The sequence below is a fragment of the Lentzea fradiae genome (assembly GCF_900100955.1).
Taxonomy (GTDB): domain Bacteria; phylum Actinomycetota; class Actinomycetes; order Mycobacteriales; family Pseudonocardiaceae; genus Lentzea; species Lentzea fradiae.
Genome location: NZ_FNCC01000009.1, coordinates 1 through 20,282, shown reverse-complemented (window position 1 = coordinate 20,282; position 20,282 = coordinate 1). Strand labels below are relative to the sequence as shown.

Here is a 20,282-nt window from a genome sequence, read left to right as displayed (position 1 = left end):
TCCCGCAGGTGTGAAGATCAGGCGGTGACCGTCTCCGCGTGGGCACCTCTGCGCCGCAGCGCGTTTCGCGCGCTGTGGCTCGCCCAGTTCGCCTCGAACATCGGCACCTGGGCGCAGACCGTCGGCGCCCAGTGGCTCATGGGCGACCTCGGCGGCACCGCCCTGCAGGTCGCGCTCGTCCAGACCGCGACGACGCTGCCGGTGTTCCTGCTCGTGGTGCCGTTCGGGGCGCTCGGCGACATCCTCGACCGCCGGCACGTGCTGCTCGCGGGGCAGGCGCTGATGCTGGCGGGCGCGGGCGGGCTGATGCTGCTGGCGGGCACCGACAGCGCGACGCCCGCGAGACTGCTCGGGTTCCTCGCGCTGATGGCGGTCGGTCAGGCCCTGTCGATGCCGTCGTTCCAGGCGATCCAGCCGGAGCTCGTGTCGCGCGAGGAGATCCCGCAGGCCGCGCTGCTCAACGGCGTCAACATGAACGTCGGCAGGGCGATCGGGCCCGCGCTCGGCGGCCTGCTGATCGCGTCGGTGGGGCCGGAGGCGACGTTCGGGTTCAACACCGTGTCGTTCCTCGGCGTGCTGATCGTCCTCGCGCGGTGGCGGCGGCCCGCGGACAACCGGCCGCTCGGCGCCGAGCACATCGCGACGGCCGTGCGGACGGGTGCGCGGTACGTCGGCAGCTCGCCGCTGTTCCGGCGCGTGCTCACCCGGCTGACGCTGTTCATCGTGTTCGGCAGCGGCCTGTGGGCGTTGCTGCCCGCCATCGCCCGCGGGCCGTTGCAGCTCGACGCCGGTGGGTACGGCGTGCTGCTCGGCAGCGTCGGCGCGGGCGCGATCGGCGGCGCGTTCATCGTGCCGAAGCTGCTGCGGCTCATGAGCAAGAACCGGCTGGTGCTGTACGCGACCCTCGTCTACGCGGCGGCCACGAGCACGTCCGTGCTGACCGGGAGCGTCGCGCTGGTGATCGTCGCGATGCTGTTCACGGGCGCGTGCTGGATCGCGACGCTGTCGACGTTCAACGCCTCCGCGCAGATCCTGCTGCCCGCCTGGACGCGGGCGAGGGCGTTGTCCTACTACCAGCTGATCCTCATGGGCGGGCAGGCGCTCGGCGCGGTCGTGTGGGGCTCGATCGCGGACGCCTACGGGCTGCGCACGGCCATGATCGTGCCCGCGGTGGCGATGGTGGTGCTGGCGGTCGTCGCCACGAGGTGGCTGCCGTTGATCGACCGGCCGCTGGACGTCAGTCCCGCGACGTTCTGGGGTGAACCGCCGCAGATCGCCGACACCGCCGGTAGGCCGGTGCTCGTCACCGTCGAGTGGCGGGTGCCGACCGAGAACGAGCGGGAGTTCGTCGACGCCATGCAACGCGTCGGCAGGGCACGGCGACGCACGGGCGCCACGATGTGGGGCCTGTTCCGGGACACCGAGAAGCCTGGGACGATGCTGGAGACCTTCACGGTCGCCACCTGGCAGGAGCACCTGCGCCAGCACCTGGAACGGGGCACGGTCGTAGACCAGGCGAACTACGAGGCGGCCCTCGTGCTCGCCGAGGGACCGCCGCAGGTGCGGCACCTGCTCTACGCGGAGCCACCGAAACCGGAGTAGCGGGTCCATAGCAGCGTGCTATGAGCGGACGGGATGCTCGCGGGGCTTCCGGCGGTGTGACGCTCGGGGAACCTTCAACCCTGCGGAGGTCCTCGAATGACATTCCCCGTGAGACCACTGGTGTTGCTGTTCGCCCTGGTGGCGAGCCTGCTCGCGCCCTCACCCGCGCACGCCGCCACCCCTGGCGCACCGCACAGTCCGTTGCTGCCACCCGAAATCGCCAGGAACCTCCACCACACCACACCCGAGTCCACGATCTACACGGCCGTCGCCGACTATCCGGCCGAGCTGCGCGCGCTGACGTCGTTGCTGGACAACTACACCAGCGCCGACGACGCGGCGGTGCACGCCGGGATGGTGATGCTCTACTACGGCCACAGCTCGCCGGACTTCGTGGCAGCGGTGCGGGCGCAGCCTGAAGTGCTGCGCGCACTGCACAGGTTCGTCGTGCGGAATCTGGCGTTCTTCGGCACCGAACGCCAGTACCTGGTGCACAACGCGACCCGCGAGCTCGGCAGGTTCCTGCAGTACGCCGACATCGCGCCGCGCTCCCTGCTCATGGACCTGGTCAGGCGTGGTGACGTCGTCGGGCGTCTCGCACCGTTGTGGGTGGGCGTCGCCGAGATGGTCGACTGGTACGACAAGGCGAACTGCGGCCGTTACGGCACGTGCGACTTCCGCGCCACGATCGACAGGCGTGTGCTCACCGTCCGGCACACGTGCAGCGCGTCGTTGACGATCCGCGCCCAGCAGCTCACGCGGTCGCAGCTGCGGCAGACGTGCGCGTCGCTCGCCGGGCAGGACGCGGTGTTCCACCGGCTCGTGCGCGACCCCGGACCCGTGGCCGGTGACCGCAACACCTCGCTGGAGGTCGTCGTCTTCGACACCTCCGCCGACTACCGGACCTACGCCGGGGTGCTGTTCGACATCTCCACCAACAACGGCGGCATGTACCTGGAAGGCGACCCCGCCGCGAACCAGGCGCGGTTCATCGCGCACGAGGCCGACTGGCTGCCGTCGTTCGCGATCTGGAACCTCAACCACGAGTACACCCACTACCTCGACGGCCGGTTCAACATGCACGGCGACTTCGCCGAGAACATGACCACGCCGACCGTGTGGTGGATCGAGGGGTTCGCGGAGTACCTCTCCTACACGTATCGCGGAGAGGTCTACACGGACGCACTGGCCGAGGCGAAGAAGCAGACCTACGCGCTGAGCGCTCTCTTCGACACGACCTACGACCACGACACGAAACGCGTCTACAACTGGGGCTACCTCGCGGTCCGTTACCTGGTGGAACGACACCCGCAAGACGTCGCCGCGGTGCTGGCGGACTACCGGGCGGGGGACTGGGCAGGGGCGCGCGACCACCTGACGAGGGTCATCGGCACCCGGTACGACGCCGACTGGCGGGCCTGGCTCGACGGCCTCAGCCCGGCCAGGTGAGAACGGCGCCCCGTTCCTCCCACCAGGGCCGGAACACCGGGCTCGCCAGCGCCTGGGCCGCGTAGGCGTCCAGGACGGCGGTGAACACGCGGCTGGCCTGGTCCCAGGTCAGCCGCTCCCGGCGCCAGCAGAACACCAGCCTCATCCGCATCGGCGACCCGGCGAGCGGCCGCACCGCGACACCGGGACCGCCCTGCGAGGTCGGCTCGACCACCTGCACGGCCTTGCCGGCCGCGACCAGCGCGCGGCCGGCGCCGCTCGGCATCTCGAACCGGATCCGCGGCACGAACCCCGCCGCCCGGCAGGCCGCGCGCAGGGACGTCAGGGAGCCGTCCTCGGCACCCGGTGGCGCCACCCACGCCTCGTCCGCGAGGTCGGCGAGGTCCAGCTCGGACCGCTCGGCCAGCGGGTGGGTCGCGGGCAGCGCGAGGAAGACCGGCACGCTGGGCACCACGACCCGTTGCCCGACGCCGCGGGGAAGGCCCAGGTCGCCGTCCTCGTCGACGGCGATCACCGCGGCGTCGAGGTGGCCGTTCGCGAGCGCCAGTGCGAGGCCGGTGGACGACGGGTCGACCACCAGCGTGACGTCGTCGAGCACCTCCTCCAGCCGCCCGAACAGCGGTGCGACGCACTCCATGTGCACCGACCCGAAGCGGACCGGGCCCTCGCGCCCGGCCAGGTCGGAGCCGAACGCCTCCAGCTCGACCAGCAGCAGCCGGGCCCGCCGGAGCATCTGCGCGCCCAGCGCGGTGGGGACGGCGCCGGACCGGCCGCGGTCGAAGAGCTTGCCGCCGACCAGCCGTTCCACCCGTTGCAGCAGGGTGGTGAGCGAGGGCTGGGAGATGCCGAGCTGGGTCGCCGCGCGCGAGAGGCTGCCCGCGTCGCCGATGGCGCAGACCGCCCGCAGGTGCCGGATCTCCAGTTCCATAGCCTGAGGCTATCCCCGTTCGGGAGTGGCGGGACCCCTCCGGCAGGAGGAAGGGTGGTCGGGAAGACCACTCCCGGAAGGACAGCGCATTGGCTCGGACACGCCGCGACATGGCGAAACTGGTGGACGCGGACGGGTTCCGCACCTTCATCCGCGACGGCTGGGGCGAGTGGGACAGCTCGATCGACCTGCCGGCCGGCACCGCGGAGGCCGCCGCGGCGCACCGGGCCAGGCTCGCGCAGGCGCTGCCCGGCAGGCGGATCGCGCTGGCGGCGGGACGGGCGCACGTCCGGTCCAACGACACGTTCCACGAGCTCCGCGCCGACAGCGACTTCGTGTGGCTCACCGGCTGCCAGGTCGAGGGCGCCGTGCTGGTGATGTCCGGCGACGACGCGACGCTGTTCGTGCCCGTGCCGTCGGAGGCCCACAGCGTCGACTTCTTCGGCGACGCCGACCGCAGCCCGTTCTGGATCGGCGCGGCGGCGGGACCGAAGGAGTGGGGTGAGGCGCTCGGCATCACCGCCCGCCCCCTCGAAGACCTGGCGAACGCGCTGCGCGGCCGTCACCCGGAGACGCTCGTCGCCAAGGGTGTCGACCCGGTCCTGGACGCGTTGACCGGCTCGCACAGCGACGAGCTGCGCACCACCCTCGCCGAGCTGCGCCGGATCAAGGACGACTGGGAGATCGGCCAGCTCCGCCAGGCCGTCGACGCGAGCGTGCGCGGCTTCGCCGACGTCGCCGCCGAGCTCGGCCAGGCCGTGCGCGGCGGGGGAGAGCGCTGGCTGCAGGGCACGTTCGACCGCCGCGCCCGCACCGAGGGCAACGGCCCCGGCTACACCTCGATCGTCGCCGCCGGCCCGCACGCCCCGGTGCTGCACTGGACCCGGTGCGACGGCCGGGTGAACGACACCGACCTGCTCCTGCTCGACGCGGGAGTGGAGATGCGTTCCCTCTACACCGCCGACGTCACCCGCACGTTCCCGGTGGGCGGCGAGTTCTCCGCGGCCCAGCGCCAGGTCTACGACCTCGTGCACGCCTCCCACGTCGCGGCGCTCGCGGAGGTGCGGCCCGGCAACGACTACAGCGCCTTCCACCACACCGCCATGCGCGTGCTCGCCGAGGGCCTGCACGACTGGGGCCTGCTCCCGGTGAGCGTCGACAAGGCCCTCGACCCCGGCGGCCAGCACCACCGCCGCTACATCGTCTGCGGCACGGGGCACTTCCTCGGCCTCGACGTGCACGACTGCGCCGACGCCCGCCAGGAGACCTACCAGCAGGGCATCCTCGAACGCGGCATGGCGCTCACCGTCGAGCCGGGCCTGTACTTCCACCCCAACGACGAGACGCTGCCGCCCGAGCTGCGCGGCATCGGCGTGCGGATCGAGGACGACCTCGTCGTGACCGGCGACGGCGCCGAGATCCTGTCGGACACGTTGCCGATCGCGGCCGACGACGTGGTGGCGTGGGTGCGCGAGCACCGCTCCTGACAGCTCGCCGAAGCACGGTGGCGCGTCCCGCGACGGGCCGCGCCACCGGTCGATCCCGGTCCTAAGAGGACGGGGTGGAGCGGGCCCACGCGAACGTGAGCTCCACGGCCCGCTTCCAGTTCGCGTACTCGTCCTCCCGGTGCCGCGCGTCCATCACCGGGTTCCACCGCGCGGCCAGGTGCCAGTTGCGGCGCAGCCCCTCCAGGTCGGGCCAGAACCCGGCGGCGAGGCCCGCGGCGTACGCGGCGCCGAGCGACACCGTCTCCGCCACCAGTGGCCGCATCACCGGGACGTCCAGCACGTCCGCGATGAACTGCATCAGCAGGTGGTCCGCGGTCATGCCGCCGTCCACCTTCAGAGCGGGCGTCGGCGTGCCGAGGTCGGCGTTCATCGCGTCGACGACCTCCCGCGTCTGCCAGCCGGTCGCCTCCAGCACGGCACGTGCCAGGTGGCCCTTGTTGATGTACGAGGTCAGCCCGACGACGAGGCCGCGCGCCTGCGCGAGCCAGTGCGGCGCGAAGAGGCCGGAGAACGCGGGCACGATGTAGCAGCCGCCGTTGTCCTTCACGGTGCGCGCGAGCGTCTCGATCTCCGGCGCGGAGTGGATCAGGCCGAGGTTGTCGCGGAACCACTGCACGAGCGACCCGGCGACGGCGATCGAGCCCTCCAGCGCGTACGCGGGCTCGCCGCCGATCTGGTAGCCGATCGTGGTCAGCAGGCCGTGCTTCGACCTCACCAGCTCGGTTCCGGTGTTCATCAGCAGGAACCCGCCGGTGCCGTACGTGCCCTTGATCGAGCCCTTCTCGAAGCACGTCTGGCCGAACAGCGCCGCGTGCTGGTCGCCCAGCGCGGCCGTGATCGAGATGCCCGGCACCACCCGCGTGGTCGTGCCGGAGATCTCCGTGGACGGGCGGATCTCCGGCAGCATCGAGGCGGGCACGCCGAAGAACTCCAGCAGCACCGGGTCCCACTGCCGCGTCGAGAGGTTCATCAGCATGGTCCGCGACGCGTTGGTCACGTCGGTGACGTGCAGGCCGCCGTTCACGCCGCCGGTGAGGTTCCAGATCAGCCAGGTGTCCATCGTGCCGAACAGGACGTCGCCGCGTTCGGCCTTCTCCCGCAGGCCGGGGACGTGGTCGAGCATCCACCGCAGCGAGGGCGCGGAGAAGTAGGTCGCGAGCGGCAGGCCGCAGCGGTCGCGGACCTCCTCGATGCCCGGCTTCTCGCCCAGCTCCGCGACGAGCTCCTCGGTGCGGATGTCCTCCCAGACGATCGCGCGCCCGACCGGGACGCCGGTGTGCCTGTCCCACAGCACGAACGTCTCGCGCTGGTTCGCGATGCCCAGCGCGACCACCTGGGCGGCGGTGATCCCCGACTGCCGCAACGCCTGCGGCATGATCCGGTCGACGTTGCGCCAGATCTCCACGGCGTCCTGCTCGACCCAGCCCGGCCGCGGGTGGTACTGCCGGTGCTCGCGCTGGGCGACCGCGACGAGCCGGGCGTTCTGGTCGAACACGATGCACCGCGTCGACGTCGTCCCCTGGTCGATCGCCATCACGAACCGTTGCACGCCTTGCCCCTCAGTTCTCGTCGACCAGCGAGGTGGTGACCGCCTCCGCGGCCTGGACGACCTGCCGCACCAGCGTCGCGCGCGGCCTGCCCGCCGAGTCGCACAGCCGGTCGGCCGCGCCGGAGACGCCGATCGCGCCGACGACGAGGCCGCCAGGCACGCGGATCGGCGCGGCGATGCTGGCCTCGCCCGGCAGGTACTCCTCGGCCTCGCCCGCCCAGCCCTGCGCGCGGACCTCCGTGAGCACCCGCTCCAACGCCTGCGGGCGCGTGATCGTCCTGCGCGTCAACGACGTCAGCTCCCGTTGCCGCGCGGCCGCCGACAGCGCCGGGTCGTAGGCGAGCAGCACCTTGCCGAGTGCGGTCGCGTGCAACGGCAGCATCGCGCCGATGCCGAGTGTCTGCACCGAGTCGTCCGGCCGGAACACGTGGTGCACGACGAGGACGGCGCCGTCGTGGTGCATTCCGATGCGCACCTCCTGACCGCTGCGCGCGGCCAGCGTGTCCGCCCAGTTGATCGATTTAGAACGCAGCTCGTTGGCGTCCAGATAGGACGTTCCCAGGTGCAGCAGTGCCGCGCCGAGGCGGTACCGGCCGGTCGACTGGTCCTGCTCGACGAACTCGACCCGTTGCAGCGTGCGGAGAATTCCGTGCGCCGTACCGCGCGCTAGACCCAGCGAGTCCGCGATCTCCGTGAGACCGTGGTGGCCGGAGCCGCGCGCCAAGAGCCGCAGCACGGCTGCGGCTCGTTCGATCGACTGGATGGGTCCCGGCACGCGACGAACGTAATTGAGACGACCCGTGTCGGCAATGTCGAACAGGTAGAGCGGGCGGCGTCACACGAAACCCGGCCGAAACGCCTTGGCTGTGCCCAGCGTGACCGCGTCGTCACTCAACCGGGGTTCGGGGGTGTCGACATTGTCGAACAGCACCTGTTGAGCGGGCGTGACGCCGGTCATTACGGTCCGCCTCAATCACCACGGGGTGATCAGCCGTTCAAGGACGAATGGGAGGCCAGCGTGGGTCTCGGGACTGTGTTCCTCAGCGAGGTGCTCGGCACGGGCGTCTTGCTGTTGCTGGGTGCGGGCGTGGTGGCCAACGTGCTGCTCGCGAAGACGAAGGGCTTCGACGGCGGCTGGCTGTTGATCAACTTCGGCTGGGGTCTCGGCGTCTTCGCCGGTGTCTACATCGCCTACAAGTCCGGTGGGCACCTCAACCCCGCCGTGACGGTCGGCATCCTCGCCAGCGGTGCGGAGGAGTACGCGCCGGGAGTTCCGGTCGGCGTCGCGTCGACGCTCGTCTACTTCGCCGGCGAGATGCTGGGCGCGTTCCTCGGCGCCGTGCTCGCCTGGCTCGCCTACAAGCCGCACTTCGACGAGACGCCCGACGAGGGCCTCAAGCTCGCGGTCTTCTCGACCGGACCCGCGATCCGCAGCCACACCTGGAACCTGGTGTGCGAGATCATCGGCACGTTCGTGCTGGTCTTCGTGGTCCTCGCGCTCGGCAAGACGCCGACCCAGCTCGGCCCGCTGGCCGTCGCGATGCTCGTCGTCGGCATCGGCGCCTCCCTCGGCGGCCCCACCGGCTACGCGATCAACCCGGCCCGTGACCTCGGCCCGCGCATCGCGCACGCCCTCCTGCCGCTGTCCTACAAGGGCGCCGACGGCCAGAGCACCGGCAAGAAGGACTCCGACTGGGGCTACGCGTGGGTGCCGGTCGCCGGACCGCTCATCGGCGGCGCGCTCGCCGGTGTCGTCGCCTCGCTCGCGTTCTGACGTGTTCTGACCATCCCGAAAGGACTTTCCCCCGATGACGCAGTACGTTCTCGCCGTCGACCAGGGCACGACCAGCACGCGGGCGATCATCTTCGACCACGCGGGCGCCATCGTCGCCGTGGGCCAGAAGGAGCACGAGCAGATCTTCCCGAGGGCCGGCTGGGTCGAGCACAACCCCGTCGAGATCTCCCAGAACACCCGGTTCGTGATCGGCCAGGCCCTCGCCAAGGCCGACCTCAACGCGGGCGACCTCGCCGCCGCCGGCATCACGAACCAGCGCGAGACCGCGGTGGTGTGGGACAAGAACACCGGCGAGCCCGTCTACAACGCCATCGTCTGGCAGGACACCCGCACCCAGGCGATCGTCGAGGAGCTCGGCGCGCTCGGCGGCGGCGCCGACCGCTACAAGGCCAAGGTCGGCCTGCCGCTCGCCACCTACTTCTCCGGCCCGAAGATCCGCTGGATCCTCGACAACGTCGAGGGCGCCCGTGAGCGCGCCGAGGCGGGCGACCTGCTGTTCGGCAACTCCGACACGTGGACGCTGTGGAACCTCACCGGCGGCGTCAACGGCGGCCTGCACGTCACCGACGTGACCAACGCGTCGCGGACCATGCTGATGGACCTCGACACCTTGCAGTGGGACGCCGAGATCGCGGGGGAGATGGGCATCCCGCTGTCCATGCTGCCGCAGATCCGCTCCTCCTCGGAGGTCTACGGCACCGGTGGCCCCGGCGGCGTGCTGAAGGGCGTGCCGATCGCGGGCATCCTCGGCGACCAGCAGGCCGCGACGTTCGGCCAGGCGTGCTACGAGCCGGGCACCGCCAAGAACACCTACGGCACCGGCAACTTCATGCTGCTCAACACCGGCACCGAGAAGGTGGCGTCGAAGAACGGCCTGCTGACGACGGTCTGCTACAAGATCGGTGACGAGGCGCCCGTCTACGCGCTGGAAGGCTCGATCGCCGTCACCGGGTCGCTCGTGCAGTGGCTGCGCGACAACCTCGGCATCATCGGCTCCGCGCCGGAGATCGAGACGCTGGCCCGCACGGTGCAGGACAACGGCGGCGCCTACTTCGTGCCCGCGTTCTCCGGCCTGTTCGCGCCGTACTGGCGGGCGGACGCGCGCGGTGCCGTCGTGGGCCTGACCCGGTTCGTCAACAAGGGCCACCTCGCACGGGCCGTGCTGGAGGCGACCGCGTTCCAGACCCGCGAGGTCCTGGACGCGATGAACGCCGACTCCGGCGTGCCGCTGACCGAGCTGAAGGTCGACGGCGGCATGGTCGCGAACGAGCTGCTCATGCAGTTCCAGGCGGACGTGCTGGACGTCCCGGTCGTGCGTCCGGTGGTCGCCGAGACGACCGCGCTCGGCGCCGCGTACGCCGCCGGACTGGCCGTCGGCTACTGGTCGTCGCTCGACGAGCTGCGCGCCAACTGGGCGGAGGACAAGCGCTGGACGCCGTCGCTGCCCGCCGAGGAACGCGAGCGCGAGTACCGCAACTGGAAGAAGGCCGTGACCAAGTCGTTCGACTGGGTCGACGCCGACGTCCGCTGAACCGTTGTTGTTGCTGAGGAGCTGAAGAAGTTGTTCGCGAAGCTGGATCCGGCCCGGCGGGCCCGGTCGCTGGAGGCGTTGGACGGCACGGAGTTCGACGTGCTGGTCGTCGGAGGCGGTGTGGTCGGGGCGGGTGCCGCACTCGACGCGGCGTCCCGCGGCCTGTCCGTCGCGCTCGTCGAGGCGCACGACTGGGCGGCGGGCACGTCGAGCCGGTCCAGCAAGCTCGTGCACGGCGGTCTGCGGTACCTGGAGCAGCTGGAGTTCAAGCTGGTCAGGGAAGCGCTGAAGGAACGCGGCCTGCTGCTGCGCCGGCTCGCACCGCATCTGGTGCGGCCGGTGCCGTTCCTCTTCCCGCTGAAGAAGCAGTGGGAACGCGCCTACGTCGGCGCGGGCGTGCTGCTGTACGACTCGATCGGCGGCGCCGGTGCGGTCCCGATGCACCGGCACCTGTCGCGCTCGAAGATGGCGTCGATCGGACCGTCGCTGGACGCGTCCGCGTTCGCCGGCGCGATCCGGTACTACGACGCGCAGATGGACGATGCCCGGCTCGTGTCCACGTTGGTCCGCACGGCCGCCCAGCACGGCGCCACCGTGGTGTCCCGCGCACGCGTGACCTCGTTGCTGCGCACCGATGGCCGCGTGTCCGGGGCGTCCGTGCGGGACGAGCTGACCGGTGTGACGCATGTGGTGCGTGCTCGGCGGGTGATCAGCGCGACCGGTGTGTGGACGGACTCGCTGAACTCGCTGTCGCCGGGAACGCCGCCGTTCCACGTGCGGATGTCCAAGGGCGTGCACATCCTGGTGGACAGGTCGAAGATCCAGCTCGACGGCGGCCTGATCACGCAGACCGAGAAGTCCGTGCTGTTCGTGATCCCGTGGGGCGCCCACTGGATCATCGGCACGACCGACACGCCGTACTCCGGTGCACCCGAGGACGTCGGTGTTGACGCCGAAGACGTTTCGTACATCCTCGATCATGTGAACGCCGTGCTGCGGACGCCGTTGTCCGTTTCGGACGTCGTCGGCACGTACGCAGGGCTGCGGCCGTTGCTGGACGGGGCATCCGGTGACACCGCCCAGCTGTCGCGCGAGCACGCGGTGGCTCAGCCGGAGCCCGGGTTCTTCGTGATCGCCGGTGGCAAGTACACGACCTATCGGGTGATGGCCGCTGATGTGGTGAACGCTGCCGTTGCCGGGCTCGGGCGTGCGGTGGCGCCTTCGCTGACCGCCCGGTTGCCGTTGCACGGGGCTGTGGGGTTCCACGAGCTGTGGGCTGACCGGGCTCGGGTGGCCGCGGAGTCCGGGCTGTCGCTGTCCACTGTGGAGCGGTTGCTGCGGCGGTACGGATCTGCGGTTTCGGACCTGCTGGCGATGATCGCGCAGGACTCGTCGCTGGCCTCGCCGGTGGGTGGGTACCTGGGTGCGGAGATCGTCTACGCGGTCACGCACGAGGGTGCGCTGGGGTTGGAGGACGTTCTTGCCAGGCGGACTCGAATCGCGGTCGAACACCTCGACTTCGGTGTATCGGTGGCGGGCCAGGTGGCTGAACTGATCGCCGGACCCCTTGGCTGGTCGGATGAGGAGCGGGATGCTGCGGTCTCTGCTTACCGGGCGGAGGTGTCTTCGGCCGCCCCCGTCCCGGATGCGACGGCCCAGCCAGGGATGTGACGGTGAGATGGACAGCGTCGAGTTGATCGGGCGGTTGCGGCGGGAAGGCGGGTTCCGGCTGCTTCCGTTGCTGGGGGAGACCGGGGAGGTCGCCGGGGTGCATCTCACCCGGTTCCTGCCCGGTGGGCATCTTGACGTTGTCCAGTCCTGGGATGAGCGGTGGGCTGTTTTCGCCCGGGTTCCTGATGTTTTCGATGCCTCCTCGCCGTTTTCGGCTGTGGGGGGCATGGTGGTCAGGGGACCGTTCTCGCGGGTGGTGGCGCCGTTGCTGCCGTTGCAGGCGGGGGTGTTGCCCGGGGTTCGGTGAGGTGTTCGGGGCTTCGCCTCCCTGACAGGGGCGCTGCCGAAGGAGCCGGGGCCGCGGGTGGGTGGGTCGCATGATCTGGGGTTGTGTGCGACTTACCGCCTCTTAAGCGGTGGGCGGTTGGGTTCTGGGCATGATTCGAGCGCTTGTGGTGGCCGTTTTGGCGGCTGTTGTTGCTGCGCCTGCTGCGCAGGCCGCTGGTAGTCCGTTGGACATGACCGACGGGTTTTACGTTGATCCGCAGTCGAACCCCGCCGTGTGGGTGCGTGATCATCCGCAGGACGGGCGGCAGGCCGCGATCAAGGCGAACATCTCGTCCAAGCCGATCGCCCGGTGGTTCGGGAGCTGGAGTGGGGACATCCGGTCCGCTGTCAGCGGACATGTCGGCGGGACCGGGTCGAAGCTGCCGGTGCTGGTGGCCTACAACATCCCTGGTCGTGATGCCTGTGGTGGGCATTCCGGGGGTGGGGCCGGGTCGCCGTCTGCCTATCGGAGCTGGATCTCGGCGTTCGCCGCCGGGATCGGGAACCGGCCTGCCGTCGTGGTGGTCGAGCCTGACTCGCTGGCCGACTTCAACTGCATGGACAGCGGGCAGATCGCCGAGCGGACGGCGATGATCAAGTATGCGACCGAGCAGTTCAAGGCGAAGGCACCCAACACGTGGGTGTACCTGGATGCCGGTAATGCCCAGTGGGTGCCTGCCGGGACCATGGCCGGGCGGCTTGATGCCGCTGGGGTTCGGGATGTTCGCGGGTTTGCCGTCAACGTGTCGAACTACCACACGACGGCCGCGTCCGTCACCTACGCGAACGCCGTCAGCGGGGCGTTGCCTGGTGGGGGCAAGCCCTTCGTGATCGACACGAGCCGGAACGGGAACGGGCACAACGGGGAGTGGTGCAACCCCGGTGGGCGCAAGCTCGGGACTGTCGCCCGGACCGGGGGTGGGGCCGAGATGTTGTTGTGGGTCAAGGTTCCCGGGGACTCGGACGGACGGTGCGGGAAGGCACCCGGGGTGGATGCCGGGCAGTTCGACCCGCAGCTCGCCTTCGACCTCGTGTACGGCTACTGAGTCCTCGCCAGGGCTCGGAGCGGGGTCGGGCCCCGGTGCTCCGTGAGCCTGCGCCGTGACTCGTGTTCGTCCAGGGCGATCGCGTCGAGGAGCTCGAAGAGCACCCGGCACTTCGCCACCGTGCTGTCGTCCTGGACGAACACCTTGGCGATGCTCGTCTCCACGTGGACCGCCGGTGGGGTCCTCTCGAACTCGAAGAGGGTGCACGGGGAGTGGAGCACGGCCGTGGTGGCGTCCGCCGGGATGATGCGCAGGACCGCCGAGTTGGCGTGCAGCCACGTGTACTGGTCTTCCATGACCTGGGGTGATCCCGGGTGGGTGCGCAGGGCCAGTTCGTGCAGGAAGAAGGTGCACTCCGGGCGGCTCGGGCGGCGCAGGACGGCCTGGCGGTCGACGTCCGACGGGGCGATGCCGGTGGTGGTCTCCAGCGCCTGCTCGTAGGCGGGGGTGCGCAGGAGGCTGTTCACGGTCAGGACGTCGTAGGCCGTGATCTTCGTGGCGCTCGCCTGTGCCATCGTCAGCGTGCGGTGGTCGTCCGCGCTTTGGGCGAAGAACGGGTCGAAGGCGTTGTGGTAGCGGCGGAGGAAGTCGTCGAGGAAGTCGACGTCCTTGCCGCACGCCGTGAGGTACTGGGCCAGGTCGACGGGGCTCGCCCTGATCTTGCCGTGCTCGAGGTTGGAGACCTTGCTGGGGTCCCAGCCGAGCTGGACGGCCAGGCCGCGGCCCCGCAGACCGGTGAACCTCTGCCGCAGCCGGCGCAGTTCGTCACCCAGGTCTCGGCTGTACGCGGTGGAACTCGTGGTGGTCACCCGGCCGACGTTATGGGTTGGAGAAAGTCCAAGGTACGGACTCGTCCGGGTGAAAAAGCGCCGGTCAGCCGAGGAGCTTGCGCAGTTCCGCGTCGAAGTCGACGTGATCGTTCTCGGTGCCCGGCGCGACCACGTCGTAGGTCGAGTTGAGGAACTCCTGCAGCTCGGACGACCGCACGTGGAAGACGGCGTGCGACACGTCGGACCGCAGCTCCAGCACGGCGGTGGTGCTGTTGTGCGGGCGGAGGCGCACGTCGCCGGCGCCGGCCGTGGTGAGCAGGCCGTCGGCCAGCAGGTCGCGGCTCACCAGCCACACGGTCTCCTGCTTGCCCATGCGGAACGTCATGGTCACGGCGTGCGGGTCGTCGGCGCGGTAGCCGAGGTCGACCTCGACCGGAAGCGGGCGGCCGGATGGTGCGATGAAGGCGAAAACAGACTCGGCACCCACTCGTGTCACGTTCTTCATGCCCCCTTGGACGTCTGGCAACCCCGGTGGATGCCTCTGCCAGGTAATGCGATCGGAACCTGTTTTTCAATGGGCCTGAAGTATGAGATGTGACATCCAGGCGCGAGAATGATCTGAGATGTCCGTCACTGGAGTCTCTGACCTGCGTTTTCCTTTGTGGTGGAGCTTCAGTCGACTTGATGTTATGGGTGTGCGCGACCGGCAATTCGGGTACGCGGGCCGAGATGCGGTTGGGCTGTTCGGAGTAATGGAGTGTGGTGCTTTCCGCAGTTGGTTCTGTGCGGAAAGTGACGGAGTGCGTGCGTCTTCTACGCCGGGTTGCCACGTGGGCGGAGGCGGCCGCCGGGCAGTGCGGGGGCGGGGAGGCGGGAGCCCGGGTAGCCGTCGACGCGGCCGAACCGGTCGGACTCCGCCTGCCACTCCTCGCGATAGGCGGCGATCTCGTCGTGGGTGCGGCCGACGAAGTTCCACCACATCACGATCTCCTCGCCGAACGGCTCGCCGCCGAGCAGGACGACCCGCGCGCCGTTCGCGGACGAGAGGGCGAGGGACGTGCGGCCGGTGCCGACGTAGCCGAGGTCGCCGGGCTGGAGGGCGGTCTCGCCCAGCGTCACGTCACCGGTGTCGAGGAGGACGCCGTGCTCGAACGACGGGTCGGCGTCGAGCGTGAGGGCGGCGCCCGCCGGCAGGACGATCTCGGCTCCGAGCAGCGGGGAGAAGGTCGGCACGGGGGAGGTGGAGCCGGCGAGGCTGCCGAGGAACACGCGGATGTCGGCGCCGTTCAGCGTGACGGTCGGCGGGACGTGGTGCTGGAAGTTCCGCGGGGCGTCGCGGTGGGCGTCGGGCAGGGCGAGCCAGAGCTGGACGCCGTGCAGCACGGCCGACGTGTCGGTGGAGACCTCGGAGTGGCAGATGCCCCTGCCGCCGGTCATCAGGTTCAGCTCGCCGGGACGGACGAGCGCGTGGCTGCCGAGGCTGTCGCGGTGCTCGATCTCGCCGGTGAACAGCCAGCTCACGGTCTGCAGGCCGGTGTGCGGGTGCGGGGCCACGTCCATGCGGACCTCGTCGGGGCCGTAGTGGTCGCAGAAGCACCAGGCGCCGATCAGCGAGCGCTGCTTCTGCGGCAGCGTGCGGCGCACCCGCATGGCGCGCGGGCCACCCAGGGGGACGTCGCGCGGACCCAGGACCTCGACGTCGCCGGGGGTGGAGGTGCACGTCACTTCTGCGGGCCGGGCCTCGACATTGCTCACGGCACCGATCGTATGCTGGCGCGGGGGTAGCAGTGGATCTTCGCGAACGGGTGTCGCGCAGCGGGTACGTGCTGGACGAGGCGCAGCTCGCCGCCATCGCGCGGCTGGAGCAGCTGGGACAGCGGCGGCGGGGTGTCTACCTGCACGGACCGGTCGGGCGCGGGAAGAGCTTCCTCGCGGACGCGTTCTTCGAGGCGCTGTCCGTGCGGGCCAAGCGGCGGGTGCACTTCCACTCGTTCTTCCAGGAGCTGCACGAGCGGATCGCCGAGCGGATGCACGAGCGCGGCGCGGTCGCCAAGGCCGTGAAGGCGCTCACCGGCCGGGTGGAGGTGCTCGCGTTCGACGAGTTCCACCTGCACGACGTCGGCGACGCGATGCTCATGACCCGGCTGCTGGAGGTGCTCGGGGACCGGCGGGTGATGGTCGTCGCGACCTCGAACTACCCGCCGGACGGGCTGCTGCCGAACCCGCTCTACCACCACCTGTTCCTGCCGGGCATCGCACTGGTGAAGGAGCTGATGGACGTCGTCGAGCTCGACGGCCCCACCGACTACCGGCACCTGCACGGGACCGCGCGGTCGCGGTTCGAGACCGGCCGGGTCGTGCCGCGGGCCGAGCTGCCCGCCGATCCGGTGGTGCTCGACGTGCGCGGCCGGGCGCTCACCGCGCTCGGGGTGCGCGGGCGGACCGTCTGGTTCGACTTCGGCGACCTGTGCGAGAAGCCGACCTCGACCGGCGACTACCTCGCGCTCACCCGGCGGTTCGACGACTGGGTGATCGCCGGGGTGCCGCGGCTGCGGACGTGCGACCGGGAGGCGCGGCAGCGGTTCGCCAACGTCGTGGACGTGCTCGTGGACGCGGACGTGCGGCTGACGCTCGTGAGTGACCACCCGCTGCGCGAGATCGTCGGCGGCGAGGCGCTCGACCTCGCCAGGACGGCGAGCAGGCTGGAGTTGATCAACACCACCGGGTGAACAGTTCGACCTGCTCCGCGACCGATAGGCATCAAAACCCCGTCGTAGGAGCAGCAAGTGAACATGGTGCGCGCCCGTGTGGGCGAGCTGGTGGAGAGCAACCGGTTCCAGGTCTTCATCGTCGGCGTGATCGTGCTCAACGCGGTCGCGCTCGGCGCGGAGACGTCGACGGTCCTGCGGGCCGAGCTCGGGCCGGTGCCCGCCGCGGTCGACCGGCTCGCGCTCGCGATCTTCGTCGCGGAGCTCTGCGCGCGGCTGTACGCGTTCGGGTGGCGGTTCTTCCGCGACCCGTGGAACGTCTTCGACCTCGTGATCGTGGGCATCGCGCTGGTCCCGGCGGCCGGGTCGCTCGCGGTGCTGCGCAGCCTGCGCATCCTGCGGGCGCTGCGGCTGGTCGCGCTGGTGCCGAGCATGCGCAGGGTCGTCACGGCGCTGGTGCGGTCGATCCCCGGCCTGGTGTCGCTGCTGGGCCTGCTGGCGCTGCTCGTCTACGTGGGCGGCGTGATCGCGAGCAACCTCTTCGGCGACACCGGAGACCCGCGCTTCTCCGGTCTCGGCCCGACGTTGCTGACGCTGTTCCAGCTCACGACCGGGGACGGCTGGTCCGACGTGATGCGCGACCTGATGGAGCACAAGCCCTACGCGTGGATCTTCTTCCTGGTCTACCTGGTCGTCGGCACGTTCACGATGCTCAACCTGTTCATCGCCGTGGTGTGCAGCGCGATGCAGGAGGAGGTCGCGCCCCAGCCCGCGCCCCCGTCCCCGCACGACGACCTGCTGCTGCGGGAGGTGCGGGAGCTGCGCGACGAGGTGCGGGCGCTGAGGTTCGCGGGCGCCGACCGGTGATCGTCATCCGGTCGGGCGGCGAGATTCCCCGAAGGTGACGTGCCTGCCTGCTAGAGGGCCGGGAGGCGCCACGCAGACGTGCTCTCCGGCTTACACGTTCGTGTCCGAACCAAGCCTGAACGGTGTATCGCCTACTGCGCCGAAGGCTGGAAAGGTCAGAGCCGTTCGGCAGGGCGTTCTTACGAAACAGGAGCCAATCAGGTCATGGCCAGCCCCACTGTGAAGCCGGTTCTGCGCACCGACTACCAGCGTTCCGTCGCGGACTACTGGAACAAGGAGAAGGACCCGGTCAACATCAAGCTCGGCGAGGTGGACGGGCTGTACCACCACCACTACGGGCTCGGCCAGTACGACCCGGCGGTGCTGCAGGCCCCGCCGGAGGCGCGCGACGCGGCGATCATCGCCGAGATGCACAGGCTGGAGACGGCGCAGGCGGAGGTGCTGCTCGACGCGTTCGGCGACGTCCCGTTCGGCGGCAGGCTGATGGACGGCGGCTCCGGCCGCGGCGGCACCAGCTTCATGGCGCACGCCCGGTTCGGCGCCCGCGTCGACGGCGTCAGCATCTCCGAGCAGCAGGTGGCGTTCGCCAACGCCCAGGCGCGCGAGCGCGGCGTGCAGGACGAGGTCCGGTTCCACTTCAAGAACATGCTCGACACCGGTTTCGACACGGGGTCGTTCACCGGCATCTGGACCAACGAGACGACGATGTACGTCGACCTCCAGCAGCTGTACGGCGAGTTCGCGCGCCTGATCGCGCCCGGCGGCCGGTACGTCTGCATCACCGGCTGCTACAACGACCTGACGGGTGGCCGTTCGCGGGCCGTCAGCCAGATCGACCAGCACTACATCTGCAACATCCACGCGCGCAGCGAGTACTTCCGCGCGCTGGCGGACAACGGCTTCGTGCCGATCAGCGTCGTCGACCTGACGCAGGACACCATCCCGTACTGGGAGCTGCGCCAGCAGTCGTCGGTCGCGACCGGCGTCGAGGACCCGTTCCTCACCGCCTACAAGGAGGGCAGCTTCCACTACCTGCTGATCGTGGCGGACAGGATCTGATGAACGACCTCCTCACCGGGCCGTCCGGGCTGGGCACCGCCGCTGCCCGGCTCGGGCGGCCCGAGGCCGTCGCACCGCCGCCGGAACCCGGCTACGCGGAACGCCCCTGGGGCGACGGCACGGCGTCCCCGCTTTACGTGCCGGTGCTCGAACGGGACGACCCGCTGCTGGCGGCCGCCGTCGACGAACGGCTCGTCGCGTGGGCGGGGGAGTGCGGCTTCGAGGAACCGGAACGGTTCCTGGGCGGCCAGTTCGGCCGGCTCGCGGTCCTCACCCACGTCGACACCGCCGACGTCGAGCAGCTGCTGATCGCCGCGAGGCTCAACGCGGCGTGGTGGGCGGCCGACGACCTGTACGCGGACGACACCGAGATGGGCGCGGTCCCCGCCGAGCTACCGCCACGGCTCGCCCTGGCGATGGCCGCGATGGACCCGGTGGCACCCGCCGCCGAGTTCACCACGGAACTGGAGGAGACGCTCGCCGCCGACCCGGTCCTGGTCGGCCTGCGCTCGGGCATCGCCCACCTGGCGGCACGCAGCACACCGACCGTGGTGCAACGGGTCTGCTACTCGACGTTCGCGATGTTCGTGTCGTGGTCGGCCTACGCGGCCTGGCGCCACACGGGCAACTACCCACCGGCGTGGCAGTACCTCGCGACCCGCCAGCACGACACCTTCTACACGTCGATGACCCTGATCGACGCCGTAGGCGGCTACGAACTGCCGGCACCGCTGTACTACGACCCGCGCGTCCGTCAGCTGCTCACGGCGGCGGGCACGGCGTCGGTGATCGTGAACGACCTCGTGTCGGTGGAGAAGGACGCCGCCGACGAGAAGCCGGTCTGCAACATGGTGCTGCAGATCGCCGCGGACAGGGGCTGCTCGATCGCCGAGGCGACGGAACGGACCGTGGAACTGCACAACCAGCTGGTGCGCGACTTCGAGGAGGGGCATCGGGAGCTGCTGGCGATCCCGTCGGTGGAGCTGCACAGGTTCCTGAAGGGCACCAGGTCCTGGATGGGCGGCGGCTTCGAGTGGCACACCACCCACCCGCGGTACCGGTGAAGGTGCGCCCGAGCCGCGCGGACGGCGAGGGCGCGGTGTGAGAGGGCGGGTGGTGACGGTGCGGAGCGGCCGGTCGCACGGGCAGGTGCGGCACGAGGGCCCTCCGCCCGTCGAGGCGCGCCGGGGCCGAGGCGGCCCCGGGACACCCGCCTCTCCGCCGTCCCACCACGGGGGTGCCTGCCGCGGCCTGGCAGGTACTCGGGTCGCCTGCGGCGCCCCAGCTCCACCACGGTTCGGCGGTGACAGCGGCGGTGGCCGTGTCAGGCGCGACATCGTGTCGGCGGCCCCGACGCCCCGTGGCGGTAGCGGTGCGCCCATGCCCTCCGGCCCCCATGCCCTCCGGCCCCCATGCCCTCCGGCCCCCATGCCCTCCGGCCCCCATGCCCTCCGGCCCCCATGCCCTCCGGC

19 protein-coding genes are annotated in these 20,282 nt (G+C 70.5%); 12 read left to right on the top strand and 7 right to left on the bottom strand.

Annotation, left to right across the window (positions count from 1 at the left end):
* Window positions 1–24 precede the first annotated feature (24 nt).
* Entirely contained in the window at window positions 25–1,602 is a 1,578-nt protein-coding gene (locus BLT23_RS21735) for an MFS transporter (RefSeq protein ID WP_090051679.1), read from the top strand.
* A 108-nt stretch (window positions 1,603–1,710) separates the two neighbouring features.
* Window positions 1,711–3,051: a collagenase gene (locus BLT23_RS21730; RefSeq protein WP_245744085.1), complete on the top strand. Its 1,341-nt coding sequence runs from the start codon at window positions 1,711–1,713 to the stop codon at window positions 3,049–3,051.
* Here BLT23_RS21730 and BLT23_RS21725 read toward each other — a convergent pair.
* Complete coding sequence (locus BLT23_RS21725; RefSeq protein WP_090051677.1) at window positions 3,035–3,979, bottom strand: LysR family transcriptional regulator; 945 nt, start codon at window positions 3,977–3,979, stop codon at window positions 3,035–3,037. The genes BLT23_RS21730 and BLT23_RS21725 overlap by 17 nt on opposite strands.
* Window positions 3,980–4,089: 110 nt before the next feature.
* Here BLT23_RS21725 and BLT23_RS21720 point away from each other — a divergent pair, with 110 nt between their 5' ends.
* A complete protein-coding gene (locus BLT23_RS21720) occupies window positions 4,090–5,466 on the top strand; it encodes an aminopeptidase P family protein (protein ID WP_090051676.1) in 1,377 nt (458 codons plus the stop codon).
* A 61-nt stretch (window positions 5,467–5,527) separates the two neighbouring features.
* On the opposite strand, the gene glpK (BLT23_RS21715) is transcribed toward BLT23_RS21720, so the two are convergent.
* Genes glpK (BLT23_RS21715) through BLT23_RS42075 form a run of 3 tightly spaced genes read right to left on the bottom strand, consistent with a single transcriptional unit; the run spans window position 5,528 to window position 7,994 of the window.
* Window positions 5,528–7,021 (bottom strand): glycerol kinase GlpK, encoded by a 1,494-nt coding sequence (gene glpK, locus BLT23_RS21715; RefSeq protein ID WP_090052038.1) that lies wholly within the window; start codon window positions 7,019–7,021, stop codon window positions 5,528–5,530.
* Between the two features lie 25 nt (window positions 7,022–7,046).
* Window positions 7,047–7,811 carry an IclR family transcriptional regulator gene (locus BLT23_RS21710; RefSeq protein WP_090051675.1) on the bottom strand — a complete coding sequence of 255 codons (765 nt, stop codon included), beginning with the start codon at window positions 7,809–7,811 and terminating at the stop codon, window positions 7,047–7,049.
* 60 nt (window positions 7,812–7,871) lie between these two features.
* Window positions 7,872–7,994: a hypothetical protein gene (locus BLT23_RS42075; protein ID WP_281248874.1), complete on the bottom strand. Its 123-nt coding sequence runs from the start codon at window positions 7,992–7,994 to the stop codon at window positions 7,872–7,874.
* Window positions 7,995–8,054: 60 nt separating this feature from the next.
* Here BLT23_RS42075 and BLT23_RS21705 point away from each other — a divergent pair, with 60 nt between their 5' ends.
* The 5 genes from BLT23_RS21705 (at window position 8,055) to BLT23_RS21685 (ending at window position 13,406) form a co-directional block, all read left to right on the top strand.
* Window positions 8,055–8,810 carry an MIP/aquaporin family protein gene (locus tag BLT23_RS21705; protein ID WP_090051674.1) on the top strand — a complete coding sequence of 252 codons (756 nt, stop codon included), beginning with the start codon at window positions 8,055–8,057 and terminating at the stop codon, window positions 8,808–8,810.
* Between the two features lie 34 nt (window positions 8,811–8,844).
* Entirely contained in the window at window positions 8,845–10,362 is a 1,518-nt protein-coding gene (glpK, locus tag BLT23_RS21700) for a glycerol kinase GlpK (RefSeq protein WP_090051673.1), read from the top strand.
* 30 nt (window positions 10,363–10,392) lie between these two features.
* A complete protein-coding gene (locus BLT23_RS21695; RefSeq protein WP_090051672.1) occupies window positions 10,393–12,033 on the top strand; it encodes a glycerol-3-phosphate dehydrogenase/oxidase in 1,641 nt (546 codons plus the stop codon).
* A 7-nt stretch (window positions 12,034–12,040) separates the two neighbouring features.
* Complete coding sequence (locus BLT23_RS21690) at window positions 12,041–12,340, top strand: hypothetical protein (RefSeq protein ID WP_090051671.1); 300 nt, start codon at window positions 12,041–12,043, stop codon at window positions 12,338–12,340.
* 130 nt (window positions 12,341–12,470) lie between these two features.
* Window positions 12,471–13,406 carry a glycoside hydrolase family 6 protein gene (locus BLT23_RS21685; protein WP_090052036.1) on the top strand — a complete coding sequence of 312 codons (936 nt, stop codon included), beginning with the start codon at window positions 12,471–12,473 and terminating at the stop codon, window positions 13,404–13,406.
* On the opposite strand, the gene BLT23_RS21680 is transcribed toward BLT23_RS21685, so the two are convergent.
* The 3 genes from BLT23_RS21680 to BLT23_RS21670 form a co-directional block, all read right to left on the bottom strand.
* On the bottom strand, window positions 13,400–14,215 hold the full coding sequence (locus tag BLT23_RS21680) for a helix-turn-helix domain-containing protein (RefSeq protein WP_143035998.1): 816 nt from the start codon (window positions 14,213–14,215) through the stop codon (window positions 13,400–13,402). The genes BLT23_RS21685 and BLT23_RS21680 overlap by 7 nt on opposite strands.
* A 64-nt stretch (window positions 14,216–14,279) precedes the next feature.
* A complete protein-coding gene (locus BLT23_RS21675) occupies window positions 14,280–14,663 on the bottom strand; it encodes an SsgA family sporulation/cell division regulator (RefSeq protein ID WP_245744084.1) in 384 nt (127 codons plus the stop codon).
* Window positions 14,664–14,989: 326 nt separating this feature from the next.
* Window positions 14,990–15,931, bottom strand: a complete 942-nt coding sequence (locus BLT23_RS21670; RefSeq protein WP_090051668.1) for a pirin family protein — start codon at window positions 15,929–15,931, stop codon at window positions 14,990–14,992.
* A 32-nt stretch (window positions 15,932–15,963) separates the two neighbouring features.
* On the opposite strand from BLT23_RS21670, the gene zapE reads away from it, so the two are divergent.
* The 4 genes from zapE to BLT23_RS21650 all read left to right on the top strand — a co-directional run bounded on the left by zapE (window position 15,964) and on the right by BLT23_RS21650 (window position 19,874).
* Window positions 15,964–16,905: a cell division protein ZapE gene (gene zapE / locus BLT23_RS21665; protein ID WP_090051667.1), complete on the top strand. Its 942-nt coding sequence runs from the start codon at window positions 15,964–15,966 to the stop codon at window positions 16,903–16,905.
* A 63-nt stretch (window positions 16,906–16,968) separates the two neighbouring features.
* A complete protein-coding gene (locus tag BLT23_RS21660) occupies window positions 16,969–17,751 on the top strand; it encodes an ion transporter (protein ID WP_090052034.1) in 783 nt (260 codons plus the stop codon).
* 204 nt (window positions 17,752–17,955) lie between these two features.
* Window positions 17,956–18,810: a geranyl diphosphate 2-C-methyltransferase gene (locus tag BLT23_RS21655; RefSeq protein ID WP_090051666.1), complete on the top strand. Its 855-nt coding sequence runs from the start codon at window positions 17,956–17,958 to the stop codon at window positions 18,808–18,810.
* Complete coding sequence (locus tag BLT23_RS21650; protein ID WP_090051665.1) at window positions 18,810–19,874, top strand: family 2 encapsulin nanocompartment cargo protein terpene cyclase; 1,065 nt, start codon at window positions 18,810–18,812, stop codon at window positions 19,872–19,874. Before BLT23_RS21655 ends, BLT23_RS21650 begins: the two co-directional genes overlap by 1 nt.
* Window positions 19,875–20,282: the final 408 nt, after the last annotated feature.